This is a genomic window from Micromonospora rifamycinica (assembly GCF_900090265.1).
GTDB lineage: Bacteria > Actinomycetota > Actinomycetes > Mycobacteriales > Micromonosporaceae > Micromonospora > Micromonospora rifamycinica.
This window is the reverse complement of record NZ_LT607752.1, coordinates 2,504,340-2,516,296: the sequence shown is the minus strand read 5'-3', so window position 1 is coordinate 2,516,296 and position 11,957 is coordinate 2,504,340. Positions and strand designations below refer to the sequence as shown.

12 protein-coding genes are annotated in these 11,957 nt (G+C 75.4%); 7 read left to right on the top strand and 5 right to left on the bottom strand.

Annotation, left to right across the window (positions count from 1 at the left end; genetic code table 11):
* Nucleotide 1: 1 nt before the first annotated feature.
* Genes GA0070623_RS10080 through GA0070623_RS10070 form a run of 3 tightly spaced genes read left to right on the top strand, consistent with a single transcriptional unit; the run spans nucleotide 2 to nucleotide 4,423 of the window.
* Complete coding sequence (locus tag GA0070623_RS10080) at nucleotides 2-2,686, top strand: FtsX-like permease family protein (protein WP_067307451.1); 2,685 nt, start codon at nucleotides 2-4, stop codon at nucleotides 2,684-2,686.
* A 1-nt stretch (nucleotide 2,687) separates the two neighbouring features.
* The gene (locus GA0070623_RS10075; RefSeq protein ID WP_067307454.1) at nucleotides 2,688-3,686 is read left to right on the top strand and encodes an ABC transporter ATP-binding protein; all 999 of its coding nucleotides are present in this window, start codon (nucleotides 2,688-2,690) and stop codon (nucleotides 3,684-3,686) included.
* Nucleotides 3,683-4,423 carry an ABC transporter ATP-binding protein gene (locus GA0070623_RS10070; RefSeq protein ID WP_067307457.1) on the top strand — a complete coding sequence of 247 codons (741 nt, stop codon included), beginning with the start codon at nucleotides 3,683-3,685 and terminating at the stop codon, nucleotides 4,421-4,423. The genes GA0070623_RS10075 and GA0070623_RS10070 overlap by 4 nt, the downstream gene beginning before the upstream one ends.
* A 45-nt stretch (nucleotides 4,424-4,468) precedes the next feature.
* Here GA0070623_RS10070 and GA0070623_RS10065 read toward each other — a convergent pair whose 3' ends face one another.
* On the bottom strand, nucleotides 4,469-4,921 hold the full coding sequence (locus GA0070623_RS10065; protein ID WP_067307460.1) for a GNAT family N-acetyltransferase: 453 nt from the start codon (nucleotides 4,919-4,921) through the stop codon (nucleotides 4,469-4,471).
* Between the two features lie 74 nt (nucleotides 4,922-4,995).
* On the opposite strand from GA0070623_RS10065, the gene GA0070623_RS10060 reads away from it, so the two are divergent.
* The gene (locus GA0070623_RS10060) at nucleotides 4,996-5,493 is read left to right on the top strand and encodes a potassium channel family protein (RefSeq protein WP_067307463.1); all 498 of its coding nucleotides are present in this window, start codon (nucleotides 4,996-4,998) and stop codon (nucleotides 5,491-5,493) included.
* Nucleotides 5,494-5,619: 126 nt separating this feature from the next.
* Here the strand turns inward: GA0070623_RS10060 and GA0070623_RS10055 are convergent, their stop codons facing one another.
* Nucleotides 5,620-7,200, bottom strand: coding sequence for an alpha/beta hydrolase (locus GA0070623_RS10055; RefSeq protein WP_067307466.1), 1,581 nt, complete (start codon nucleotides 7,198-7,200; stop codon nucleotides 5,620-5,622).
* A gap of 32 nt (nucleotides 7,201-7,232) precedes the next feature.
* A complete protein-coding gene (locus GA0070623_RS10050) occupies nucleotides 7,233-8,348 on the bottom strand; it encodes an ATP-dependent DNA ligase (protein WP_067307469.1) in 1,116 nt (371 codons plus the stop codon).
* Nucleotides 8,349-8,483: 135 nt separating this feature from the next.
* Here GA0070623_RS10050 and GA0070623_RS10045 point away from each other — a divergent pair, with 135 nt between their 5' ends.
* The 3 genes from GA0070623_RS10045 (at nucleotide 8,484) to GA0070623_RS10035 (ending at nucleotide 9,770) form a co-directional block, all read left to right on the top strand.
* Nucleotides 8,484-8,693 carry a hypothetical protein gene (locus GA0070623_RS10045; RefSeq protein ID WP_067307473.1) on the top strand — a complete coding sequence of 70 codons (210 nt, stop codon included), beginning with the start codon at nucleotides 8,484-8,486 and terminating at the stop codon, nucleotides 8,691-8,693.
* A gap of 86 nt (nucleotides 8,694-8,779) precedes the next feature.
* Nucleotides 8,780-9,202, top strand: a complete 423-nt coding sequence (locus GA0070623_RS10040) for an SRPBCC family protein (RefSeq protein ID WP_067307477.1) — start codon at nucleotides 8,780-8,782, stop codon at nucleotides 9,200-9,202.
* Nucleotides 9,203-9,272: 70 nt separating this feature from the next.
* Nucleotides 9,273-9,770, top strand: a complete 498-nt coding sequence (locus GA0070623_RS10035; protein WP_067307481.1) for a DUF1990 family protein — start codon at nucleotides 9,273-9,275, stop codon at nucleotides 9,768-9,770.
* Nucleotides 9,771-9,882: 112 nt separating this feature from the next.
* Here GA0070623_RS10035 and GA0070623_RS10030 read toward each other — a convergent pair whose 3' ends face one another.
* Together GA0070623_RS10030 and GA0070623_RS10025 are read right to left on the bottom strand one after the other, a co-directional pair.
* Nucleotides 9,883-10,803 (bottom strand): DNA-3-methyladenine glycosylase family protein, encoded by a 921-nt coding sequence (locus GA0070623_RS10030; RefSeq protein WP_067307484.1) that lies wholly within the window; start codon nucleotides 10,801-10,803, stop codon nucleotides 9,883-9,885.
* A 437-nt stretch (nucleotides 10,804-11,240) separates the two neighbouring features.
* A complete protein-coding gene (locus GA0070623_RS10025; RefSeq protein ID WP_067307488.1) occupies nucleotides 11,241-11,909 on the bottom strand; it encodes a COG4315 family predicted lipoprotein in 669 nt (222 codons plus the stop codon).
* Nucleotides 11,910-11,957 lie beyond the last annotated feature (48 nt).

The following is an 11,957-nucleotide window of genomic DNA, read 5'->3' as shown; positions in this document are numbered from 1 at the left end:
GATGAGCATCGGCGCCGTGATCCGCCGGGTACGCGCCCACCGGGGGCAGTTCCTGCTGCTGGCCGTGTTGACAGTGGTGATCGTCCTGCTGGTCGGCGGGGTGCCCAGGGTGGTCAACCGGCTGGCCGAGCAGGGGCTGCGGGAGCACCTCGCCGCCGAGCCCGCCGGCCGCCGCGACCTCACGTACACCGTTCCGCCCTTCCTCGGTGCTCCACCGGCGAGCAGCCAGGCGGGCCAGCTCGACGTGCTCCAGCAGCAGATGCCGGCCGACGTCCGGGCCGCCGTGGCGGACCGCTGGTACACCGCGCAGACCACCGCCGAGCAGGTCACCGGCCCCGACCTGACCCGGGGCGACCACCTGGTGGAGCTGGGCCTGCGCGCCATGCCCGGGATCGAGGCGACGGCCACCCTGGTCGACGGGCACTGGCCGGACGGGTCGGCCGCCGGGGACGCCCCGGTGCAGGTCGTCCTGCCCGCCGACCTCGCCGCCCGGTTCCAGCTCCGGGTCGGCAGCCGGCTCCTGCTCGCCGCCCCCGACCCCGGGAAGCCGGCCGTCCCGCTGACCGTGGTGGGGCTGTTCCGTCCCGTCGACCCGGCCGACGGCAGCTGGGACGCCCTGCCCGCGGTGCTGCAGGTGATCGAGCCGGAGGGGGACGCCGAGCCGTTCGTCCTGGTCGGAGTGGTCGCCATCGGCGCGCTGGACCGGCTGGCCGCCGAGGGGCGGGCGGTGTCGTTCAGCTGGCGGTACCGGCTCGACGCGGCGGCCATCGACGTCCGGCGGATCGACCGGTTCGTCGACGGCGTGCAGCGGCTCGCCCGGGCCGACGCCTTCCCGCAGGTGACCCAGGGGATCGACGTTCCGCTGCGCGCGTTCGACCGGGCGGTCGACTCGGCGCGGACCGTGCTCGCCGTCATCGCCGCCGGGGTGCTGGCCACCCTGGCCGGGCTGGTGGTGCTGGCCGCCGCGTCGGCCGTGCGCCGCCGCCGCACCGAGTTCGTGCTGATCCGCGCCCGGGGCGGCGGGGTCGGCACCGGCCTGCGGCGCAGCCTCGCCGAGTCGCTGCTGGTCGTCCCGCCCGCCGCCGGGCTCGGCTGGCTGCTCGGCACCCTGCTGCCCGGTACGCCGGGCGGCACCGGGCCGCTCGCCGTCGGCGCGACCGTCCTGGTCACCCTGGCGTTGCCGGTGGCGACGCTGACCGTACCGTCCGGGGTCACCGGGCGGCGGGACCTGGGCCGGCTGCGGCCGTCGGCCCGGCGGGCCACCACGGAGGCCGCGCTGGTGCTGCTGGCCGGGCTCGCGGTGGTGCTGCTGCGGCGGCGGGGCCTCACCCCGGGCGAGATCGACCCCCTGCTGGTGTCGGTGCCGGCGCTGGTCGCGGTGGCCGTCTCGGTGCTGGCGCTGCGGCTGTACCCGTGGCCGGTGCGGCTGGCCGGGCGGCTCGCCGCGCGTACCCGGGGAAGTGTGGCCTTCCTGGGCACGGCCCGTGCCGGCCGGGCGGCGGCGGCCACCCCGCTGGTCGTGGTGGTGCTCGCGGTCGCCACCGCCGCGTTCTGCGCCGTGGTCGCCACCGGCATCGAGAGCACCCGGGACGACGTCGCCACCCGGGCCGTGCCGGCGGACGCGCTGATCCGGGGGGACCGGCTCGCCCCCGACACCGGCCCGGCGCTGGAGCGGCTGCCCGGGGTCGTGGCGGTCGCCGGGCTGGCCGACGAGCCGGCGCAGCGGCTGGCCACCGATGCCGACGGCACCGACTCCCGGCTGCGCGACACCAGCGTGCTGCTGGTCGACGGCCCCGGGTTGGACCGCACCGTGCGGGCCGCCGGCCGGGACGTCCCGGTGCCCGGCCCGCTGCGCGACGCCCGACCGGGCGCCGGTCCGCTGCCGGCGGTGGTCTCCCCGGCGGTCGCCGCCGACCTGTCCGCCGCCGGCCTGCGGTCCGCCTTCGTCACCGTGCAGGGCCAGCGGTACGAGTTCACGCCCGCCCGGACCGTCGCCGACTTCCCGCTGGCCCGACCGGACACCGACCGGTACGTGGTGCTGCCCTGGCAGGCGCTGCCCGCACGGAACAGTCCACCGGTGCCCACCGGCTTCCTGCTCGCCGGCGACCGGCTCGACGTGGGGCTGTTGCGTCAGGCCGGGGACGAGGGACAGCAGCGCTACCAGACCGGCGGCGCGGTGACCGGCCGGGAACGGCCCCGGAGCGTGGCGGTGGAGACCTGGTCGCAGACCCGGCTGCGGCTGGGCGGCGGCGGTGCGAACGGGTTGCTGGCGTTCGGATTCACCGCCGGTGCGGTGGCCGGCGGGGTGCTGGCGCTGCTCGCCATCGCCTTCACCGTGCTGTCCGGGGCCCGCGCCCGGGGTGCGGTGCTGTCCCGGCTGCGCACCCTGGGCCTGTCCCGCCGGCAGTGGCGGGGACTGCTGCTGGTGGAGCTGGCCCCGCTGGTCGGGGTGTCGGTGCTGACCGGCGCGCTGGTCGGGGTGTTGCTGCCGGTGCTGCTCACCCCGCTGTTCGGGCTCGCCGCGTTCACCAGCGGCGCGGCGGTACGGGTGGGCTTCGCGCCCGGTCTGGTCGCCGCCACGGTCGGGCTCGGCGCGGTCGCGCTGGGCTTCGCCCTGGCGGTGGAGACCCTGAACAACCGTCGGATGCGCCTCGGCGAGGTGCTCCGGCTCGGAGAGGAGAACTGAGATGACCACGACCGCGGAGAATCCCGTCGTGCCCGACCTGGCGGAGCTGCAGCGCCGGGCGGCCGAACGGGCGGCCGAACGGGCCGGTGGGCAGGACCGGCTGCGGGGGCACATCGTCTGCGACGGCCTGGTCCGGATCTTCAAGACCGAAGGGGTCGAGGTGGTCGCCCTCCAGGGGCTCGACCTGGTGATCGACCGCGGTGAACTGGTGGCGATCGTCGGGGCCTCCGGGTCGGGCAAGTCGACCCTGCTCAACATCCTCTCCGGGCTGGACACCCCCACCGCCGGGATCGCCCGGGTGGCCGACTACGACCTGCTGGCGCTCTCCGCCCGCCGTCGGTTGCGCTACCGGCGGCACACCGTCGGGTTCGTCTGGCAGCAGACCGGCCGGAACCTGCTGCCGTACCTGACCGCCCGGGAGAACGTGGAGCTGCCGATGCGGCTGGCCCGGCGCGGCGGTGGCGGCCCGGCGCGGCGGCGACGGGCCGATGAGCTGCTGGAACTCGTCGGGGTGGGGAGCTGCGCGGACCGGCGTCCCGGCCAGCTCAGCGGCGGTGAGCAGCAGCGCTGCGCGGTGGCGGTGGCGGTGGCCAACGACCCGGAGGTGCTCTTCGCCGACGAGCCGACCGGTGAGCTGGACGAGGCGACCGGTGCCGAGGTCTTCGCGGCGCTGCGCACCATCAACGCCGAGCTGGGCGTGACCGTGGTGGTGGTCACCCACGACCACGCCGTCGCCGACCAGGTCCGCCGGACCGTGGCGATCCGCGACGGCCGGACCGCCTCGGAGGTACGCCGGACCGCGCGGATCGGCGCCGACGGCAGCACCGAGCTGGTCAGCGAGGAGTACGCGGTGCTGGACCGGACCGGCCGGATGCAGCTACCGGCCTCCTTCGTGGCGGCGCTGTCGCTGCGGGACCGGGTCCGCCTCGACCTCGAACCGGACCACGTGCAGGTCCGCCCCGGCGACCGGACGCCGGCGCAGGAGGGGAGTGACGTATGAGCGAGCAGGTTCCCGCCGTCCGGGCCGACACGACGGTCGTCCGGGCCGCCGGGGCGGTCACCGACGAGGTGGTACGGGTCGAGGGGGTGAGCCGGACGTTCGGCCGCGGGCGGCACGCGGTGCACGCCGTCCAGGAGGTGTCCTTCACCGCCGACCGGGGTGAGCTGGTGGCGGTGCGGGGTCGTTCGGGCGCCGGCAAGACCACCCTGCTCAACCTGGTCGGCGGCCTGGACCGGCCGGACAGCGGCCGGGTGCGGGTGGCCGGGCAGGACGTGACCGGTGCCGGTGAGGCCGAGCTGTTGCGGCTGCGCCGGGGGACGGTCGGCTTCGTGTTCCAGACCTTCGGGCTGGTGCCGATCCTGTCGGCGGCCGAGAACGTCGGGGTGCCGTTGCGGCTGGCCCGGGTCGCGGCGGCGGAACGCGAACAGCGGGTGGCCGTGCTGCTGGAGCTGGTCGGTCTGGGCGGTCACGCCCGACAGCGCCCGTACGAGCTGTCCGGTGGGCAACAGCAGCGGGTCGCGGTGGCCCGTGCCCTGGCCAACGAACCCGACCTGCTGATCGCGGACGAGCCCACCGGTCAGCTCGACTCCGAGACCGGCCGGGCGATCATGGACCTGCTCCGCGCGGTGGTACACGCCCGGGGGATGACCGCCCTGGTCGCCACGCACGACCCGGCCCTGATCGAGATGGCCGACCGGACGCTGACCCTGCGCGACGGCCGACTGGTCGACGGCTGACCCGGGGCCGACCGGGCTGTGTCGCCGCAGGCCCGGCGCGGGTCGTCAGAGGGTGAGCTTCATGCCCTCGTGGCTGGCCACGAAGCCGAGGCGCTGGTAGAAGCGGTGCGCCCCGGTGCGGGACTTGTCGGTGGTGAGCTGCACCAATCCGCAGCCCCGCCGACGGGCCTGGTCGACCACCCAGCTCATCATCGTCTCGCCCACCCCCTGACCGCGCAGGTCGGCACGGACCCGGACCGCCTCGACGAGCGCCCGTTCCGTGCCGTGCCGCCCCAGCCCGGGGATGTAGGTGACCTGGAGGCAGCCGACGACCTCACCGGCGCGCTCGGCCACCACCTGCTGGTTGCGCGGGTCGGCGGTGATGTCGGCGAAGGCCCGTTCGTACGCCTCGTCCACCTCCGGGTGCTCGCGTGTCCGGCCGAGCACGTCGTCGGCGAGCAGGGCGAGGATGGTGGGCAGGTCGGCCCGGACCGCCTCGCGGAGGATCACGTCGGTCATGGCCGGCAGCCTGTCACAACGATCCCGGTCGATCGATGGGCGGAGGTGGCGGCCGGAGGGCAGCATGATGCGGCATGGAGCCGTTGTTGTTGCCCTTCCGGTGGGTCTACCGGGGCCTGGTGTACTTCGCCAACTCGCCCCGGACGCTGATCACCTCGTACCTGTTGATGATCGTGGTGGCCGGCGTGATCTACGGCCAGGTGGAGCACCGCAGCGCCGCCGACGCCGTCTGGTGGGCCGTGGTCACCGCCTCCACCGTCGGCTACGGCGACATCTCGCCGACCAGCTGGCAGGGACGTACCCTGGCCGCGTTGCTGATCTCCACCATGGTGCTGCTGGTCATCCCGCTGATCACCGCGCACTTCGCCAGCCGCCTCATCGTCGACGACGACGCGTTCGAGCATGTCGAGCAGGAGGAGCTGAAGAACGACGTACGCCGGATGCGGGCGCTGCTGGAGGAGCTGGCCGCCCGGCAGGGCATCGTGCTGCCTGACCTGCCGCCCGCCCCGGCCCCACCGGACCACGCGACCCTCGTCCGGCAACGGCTGCGCGGCCGCCGCAACCGCCGTTGACCGGCCGTCGCGAGCGTCGCCGATCGGCCGTCGCGACCACCGTCGACCGGGCGATGCGAGCGTCGCCGATCGGCCGCTACGCCCTTCGCCGACCGGTCGGTGCCGGCGGCCCACCGGCCGCGCCGGTCAGCCGGCGGGGCAGCGCAGCCCCTCCCGAGGGACGGTCAGCGAGATCAGGTAGGCGTCCACCGCCGCGGTGATGCAGCTCGTCTGCGGGTACGCGGTGTGTCCCTCGCCCTCCCAGGTGAGCACCCGGCCGACCCCCAGCATGTCGGCCAACCGGGCGGTCTGCTCGTACGGGGTGGCCGGGTCGCCCGTGGTGCCCACCACCACGATCGGCGGCGCCCCGACGGCCGGCCCGGTCGGGTAGGGATCCCGCCCGCCCGGCCACTCGACGCAGCCGAACATCCCCACCGCCAGAGCCGGGCCGAACAGCGGGTACTTCTGCCGCCACTGGGACTGCAGGTCGCGGATCTGCGCGACGGAGGGCTTCTCGGTCTCGTCGGCGCAGTTGACGGCCAGATTGGCGTCGAAGAGGTTGGAGTAGTGCCCGTCCTCGCCCCGCCCGGCGTACGCGTCGGCGAGCTTGAACACCTCGGCCGGGTCGCCCTCGTCGAGCCGGTCGATCGCGCGGGCCAGCTCCTGCCAGCCCGACTCGGTGTAGAGCGAGGAGATCACCGCGTAGAAGACCCAGCCCGAGGTCGCCTCGCGCCCGTCGGCCCCGCGTACCGGGGAGACCTTCGCCTTGTCGATCGCCGAGGTCACCGCGCCCCGGGCGTCCGGGGCGATCGGGCAGCGGGCGGCGTTCGCCGCGCACCACCGGTCGAAGTTGTCGAACGCCCGCTCGAAGCCCCGGGCCTGGCTCTCCGACCCGGCCACCAGCTGCTGCCGCGGGTCGACCGCGCCGTCGAGCACCAGCGCCCGGACCCGCTGCGGGTAGAGCTGGGCGTAGGTCGCGCCGAGCAGGGTGCCGTAGGAGTAGCCGAGGTAGGTGAGCTTGTCGTCGCCGACGGCGGCCCGGACGGCGTCCATGTCCCGGGCGGCCTGCTCGGTGCCGTAGAGCGGGAGCTGGTCGCCGTAGCGGTCGCCGCAGCCCCGGCCGATCCGCCGGTTGAGCGCCTGGTAGCCGTCGAACGACTGCTGGCTGCGCGGGTCGGGGTCGTAGCCGAAGCTGGCGTCCAGGTCGGCGTCGGAGATGCACTTCACCGGGCTGGACCGGGACACCCCGCGCGGATCGAAGCCGACGATGTCGAACCGGTCGGTGACCGCGGTGGGCAGCCCGCCGAACGACGGCCCGAACGACAGGTAGACGGCGGTGTCCACGCCGGACCCGCCCGGCCCGCCCGGATTGATCACCAGGGAGCCGATCCGGTCCCGCTGCTTGCTGGAGCGGACCCGTAGCAGCGCGATCTCGAAGGTCTCGCCGCTGCCCGGCCCGGCGGTCGCCCCCGTCCCGGTGCCCCAGTTGCGGGGCACGGCGATCCGGGCGCACTCGTACCGCATGCCCGGAGCGCCCCGGCCGACCAGGTCGTCGGCGACCTCGGGGCAGGCCCGCCAGGCGGGGGTGTCGCCGGGGGCCGAGGCCGCGGAGTCCTCGGCGCGCGGGGCGAACGCCGGCAGTGTGCACCCGGTGGCGAGCAGCGCGCCCGCGAGCAGCCCGGCCAGGGTGAGCCGGATCCGACGGATCCGGTGGGCAGTGCGGGTCACCAGCGAGCCTCCATGATCGTGTGACAGCCAGGCTACGCCGGGCTGCCGCCCTGCGGCGGCACGGTCGCCGCCGGGTCGCCCCGGAGCACCTGGTCGACGTCGAACCGCACCGGGCGGTCGAGCTGGTCGTAGCGGCAGGAGCGGGGATCGCGGTCGGGCCGCCAGCGGACGAACCGGGCGGTGTGCCGGAACCGGTCGCCCTCCATCGCGTCGTAGCCGACCTCCGTCACCAGCTCGGGCCGCAGCGGCACCCAGTCGAGGTTCTTGGTGCCCGTCCAGCGGCTGACCCCGCCGGGGATGCGCTGGCCGCGTTCGTGGTCGCCGTGCACCCACGGATGCCCGTCGACCCCCTCCCGGTAGGGGGCCAGCTCGTCGAGCAGCTCCTGCCGGCGGGCCATGGTGAACGACGCGCTCACCCCGACGTGGTGCAGCACCCCGTCGTCGTCGTAGAGCCCGAGCAGCAGCGAACCGACCACCGGCCCGGACTTGTGCCAGCGGAACCCGGCGACCACCACGTCGGCGGTACGGGCGTGCTTGACCTTGGCCATCAGTCGCTTGCCCGGCTGGTAGGGCAGGTCGGCCGGCTTGACGATCAACCCGTCCAGCCCGGCCCCCTCGAACACCTCGAACCAGCGCCGGGCCGTCTCGGCGTCGGTGGTGACCTGGGTGACGTGCACCGGCGGCCGGACCCCGGCCAACGCCCGCACCAGGCGTTCCCGGCGGGTCGGGTAGGGCTGGTCGACCAGCGACTCGTCGTCGAGGGCGAGCAGGTCGAAGGCGACGAAGTCGGCCGGGGTGGTCTCGGCGAGCAGCGCGACCCGGGAGGCGGCCGGGTGGATCCGCTGGGCGAGCTGCTCGAAGTCGAGCCGGGGCTGGCCGCCCGGCCCGTCGCGCCGGATCACGATCAACTCGCCGTCGACCGCGCACCGCTCGGGTAGCTGCGCCCGGACCTGCGCCACCACCTCGGGGAAGTAGCGGGTCATCGACTTGCCGCCCCGGCTGGCCAGCTCGACCTCGTCGCCGTCGCGGAACACGATGCAGCGGAAACCGTCCCACTTGGGTTCGTACGTCAGACCGGGGTCGGTGGGCAGGCGGGCCACGCTCCTGGCCAGCATCGGCTCGACCGGGGGGTTGATCGGCAGGTCCACGTCGACCAGTCAACCAGACGCCACCGACAGTGGTGAGCCGGATCACCGTCGGTGCCCGGCCGGCGTGTCCCGTCCGTACCCGCTCGTCCTCCGGCTGCGGGAGGTGTCCGCGCAGCTCGGAGCTACCGTCGCCGGGTGGAGTTGCGGTGTGGATGCTGCGGGCGCTGGCGGGTCACCGTCGAGCTGGTCCGGGGCCGGCACCGGTACCGGCTGGTGCACCGCTACCCGGCCAGTTTCGGCGGCGGCAAGAACGTGCTCGGCGAGGCGGCCACCGTCGCCGAGCTGGTGGCGCTGCTCCACCGGCACACCCCGCTCGACCTGGCCGACCTGCGCGAAACCGGCTGAAGGGTGGACCGGTCACGATCGTTGCGGCAGCCTCGTCATGACCCGGGCGGTGCGGCGGGCGCCGCCGGTGGAGCCACGGAGGCGGCATGCGGTTCGAGACCACGACCGAGATCGACGCGGACATCGACACGGTCTGGGCGGTGCAGACCGACGTCGAGCGCTGGCCGGAGTGGAACGCCTCGGTGCGGACCGCCCGCCGGGGCGAGGCCGGCCCGCTGGCGCTCGGCGCGACCGCCCGGCTGGAGCAGCCCCGGCTCCGTCCGACGTACTGGCGGGTCACCGCGTTCGACCCGCCCCGCTGTTTCGTCTGGGAGTCCACCTCGCCCGGGGTACGCAGCCGGGGCGAACACCGGATCGTGCCGTTGCCCGACGGCCGGGTCCGGGTGGAGCTGGTCCTGGTGCTCACCGGTCCGCTGGCCGGGCTGACCGGCTGGCTCGGCGGCCGGCTGGTGCGCCGCTACCTCCGGCTGGAGGCCGACGGGCTCCGGCGGCGCTGCGAGGCCGGCTGAGTCGCCGGCCGGCCGGGTCGCCGGTCGGCAGCGGCGGCCCTAGGCTGGGGGCGACCCCCAGGGAGGTGGGATGTCCGAGCTGACGTACTCCGAGGTGGGCGCGACCCGACGAGGGCCGCTGCCGGCGGGCTACCACCACCTGCGGCACACCGCCCCGATGCCGCCCGGCAGCTTCATGGTCGCCGCCGAGGCCGTGTTGAGCTGGCGGCTGCACCGGGCGGCCGGGGTGCGGATGCGTACCGACGCGCTGCGGGCCGCGCCCGGCGTGCGGGTCACCCCCGGGCTCGGGGTGGGGCCGCTGCGGGTGTGGGGGCCGTGCGAGGTGGTCTGGACGGTCGAGGGCGACCGGGAGGCCGGCTTCGGCTACGGCACCCTGCCCGGCCATCCGGAACGCGGCGAGGAGGCGTTCCTGGTCCGCTGCGACGTCGAGGGCGGGGTCAGCTTCGAGGTCACCGCGTTCAGCCGCCCGGACCGGTGGTACCTGGCCGCCGCCGGCCCGGCCGGTCGCGCCGTCCAGCACGGGTACGCCCACCGGCTGGCCCGCACCCTGCGCCGGCTCTGCCGGTGACCCGTCACCGGCCCCGCCGGTAGCCGCCCGGCCCGGCTCCGCCGGTGGCCGCTCCGACCGGACCCACCGGCTGCCGGCCCGGGCCGGCCCGGAGCGGTGGGGGAGACCGGGGTCAGAAGCGGGCGAAGGAGCGGACCGGCATCCGGGGACCGAACCGGGGTGCCTGGATGCCGGCGGCGGCCAGCAGCAGGCAGACCCGGCCCCGGTGCCCCCGGAACGGGGCGAGCAGGGCGAGCATCCGGGCGTCGTCGCCCCGGGCCTCCCCGGCGAGCGCCCAGGCCACCGTGTTCGGCACGTGGTAGTCGCCGACGCTGACCGCGTCCGGGTCGCCGTACCCGATCCGGACCACCTCGGCGGCGGTCCACGGGCCGATGCCGGGGATCGCGGTGAGCCGCCGGGTCGCCTCGGCGCTGTCGGCGCAGCGTTCCAGCCGGTCGGCCAGGGCGGCGGCCCGGCGTAGCGTGTCGGCCCGGCGCTGCTCCACCCCGAACCGGTGGAACACCCAGTACGGTGTCGCCGCCACGCTGGCCGCGTCGGGCGGCAGCAGCAGCGGCCCGAACGGTCCGGGAGCCGGCTCGGCGAAGTGTCGTACGGTCGCCGCGTACGCCCGGTAGGCCTCCTGGCCGGTGACCTTCTGTTCGAAGACCGCCCGGAGCACCCGGGGGAAGAGCTGACCGGTGGCGGGCATCCGCAGTCCCCGGTGCCGGGCGGCCAGCTCGGCCACCACCGGGTGCGCGGCGGCCAGCTCGGCGAACCCGGTCAGGTCGTCGCGCAGACCGGCGATCGCGTCGGCCCGTTCGACCACCCAGTCGGCGCCCGGCCCGTGGCCCTCGGCGATCAGCTCCCCGCCCTCGGGGCGCAGGGTCAGGGTGGCCGCCCCGGCGGGGGTGCGGGTGGCCCACCAGAGGGTGCCGGCGGCGATCCGCGCACACGGGTCGTACGGGCTGAAGGTGAGCGCCCGGACGGAGGCGGTGAGCCGGTAGTCGGCCGGCGGTCGCAGCACCCGGCGTGCCGCCGGCTCGTCCCAGGTCACCCCGACACTGTGCCATGCTCCGGGCCGGCACCGGCCCTGCCCCGGCCGGTGTCCCGTGCCCGCCGGGGCAGGGCCGACCGGAGCGGGCCGACCGGGGTGCGGCGACCGGGGCGGAAACGGACGACACCGCCGACGCCCTGCACGTCGGCGGTGTCTCCGTCCCGGGACGGACCGGTCGCCCGAGCGACCGTTGGGTGCGGGGTTGGGGGGACCTTCGGTGCCGCGCCCGCTGGCGTGTGGCGCGGCACCGCCCACGTCCGCTCCGGGGGCTGGTGGGGGAGGTTCCGGCAGGTGGTGCCGCGACGCCGGCCGGTGGGCCGGCGTCGCGGCCGGACCGTACGGACGCTGCCGGTACGTCGACGGTCCCGTTTCGTGACGGTGGCCGGTCACGCCCTCCCCGGCTGCGACCGGCCACCGTGTCTCGGCTGACTACCGGATCAGTAGGTGTAGTCCCCGCCGCCACTCGAGTCACCGGCCGCCGGCGGGGCGACCGCCTTCGGGGTGCCGGTCGGCAGGCAGGTCAGGTTCTTCTTGCCGTTCGGGTCGACCACGAACCAGGTGCCACCGACGCCCTGGCCCTTCCACTGCCCGGCCTTCTTGTCGCCGATGTAGCGGTAGACCGGCCAGCCACCGATGGTGATCTGACGGGTGCCGTCCTGGCGGGTGACGGTGCCGACCTTGTCGTCGGAGACGCCCTGGAGCTGCGGGTTGCCGTCGGTCAGCGCGGGCGGCCAGACCTGGGCGCACTTGTCGACGCAGTTCGACGACGGCGGATCGTCGGAGTCCTTGTCGAAGCGGTAGAGGATGAAGCCCTCCTGGTCCACCACGACCTTGCCCATCCGGGCGATCTTCTTCCCGACGAGCTGGTCGGTCAACTGGACGTTGGCCGGCGGCGGCGCCTGGTCGGCGGCGGGGGCACCCGAGGCGCCGGGTGCGCCGGGCGAGGCCGAGGTGTCCGGCTCGACCGACGCGGTGGGCTCGGCCGCGGCGACGGCGACCGGCTCGGCGACGCTGGAGTTCGCCCCGTCGTAACCTGCGGGAGCGCAGGCCGTAAGTGCGACCACCGCGCTCGCGACGATGACGGTCGTCCGCTTGATCTTTGCCACGTGCCCTCCTCATTCTTGGCGGTTCACCGAGTAGTACGGAGCGTCCAC

What these genes read in the sequence shown, in the direction of transcription:
- GA0070623_RS10070 (WP_067307457.1), top strand. Translation starts at nt 3,683, where the DNA reads ATGAGCGAGCAGGTTCCCGCCGTCCGGGCCGACACGACGGTCGTCCGG.
- GA0070623_RS10075 (WP_067307454.1), top strand. Translation starts at nt 2,688, where the DNA reads ATGACCACGACCGCGGAGAATCCCGTCGTGCCCGACCTGGCGGAGCTG.
- GA0070623_RS10040 (WP_067307477.1), top strand. Translation starts at nt 8,780, where the DNA reads ATGCGGTTCGAGACCACGACCGAGATCGACGCGGACATCGACACGGTC.
- GA0070623_RS10060 (WP_067307463.1), top strand. Translation starts at nt 4,996, where the DNA reads ATGGAGCCGTTGTTGTTGCCCTTCCGGTGGGTCTACCGGGGCCTGGTG.
- GA0070623_RS10080 (WP_067307451.1), top strand. Translation starts at nt 2, where the DNA reads ATGAGCATCGGCGCCGTGATCCGCCGGGTACGCGCCCACCGGGGGCAG.
- GA0070623_RS10065 (WP_067307460.1), bottom strand. Translation starts at nt 4,921, where the DNA reads ATGACCGACGTGATCCTCCGCGAGGCGGTCCGGGCCGACCTGCCCACC.
- GA0070623_RS10035 (WP_067307481.1), top strand. Translation starts at nt 9,273, where the DNA reads ATGTCCGAGCTGACGTACTCCGAGGTGGGCGCGACCCGACGAGGGCCG.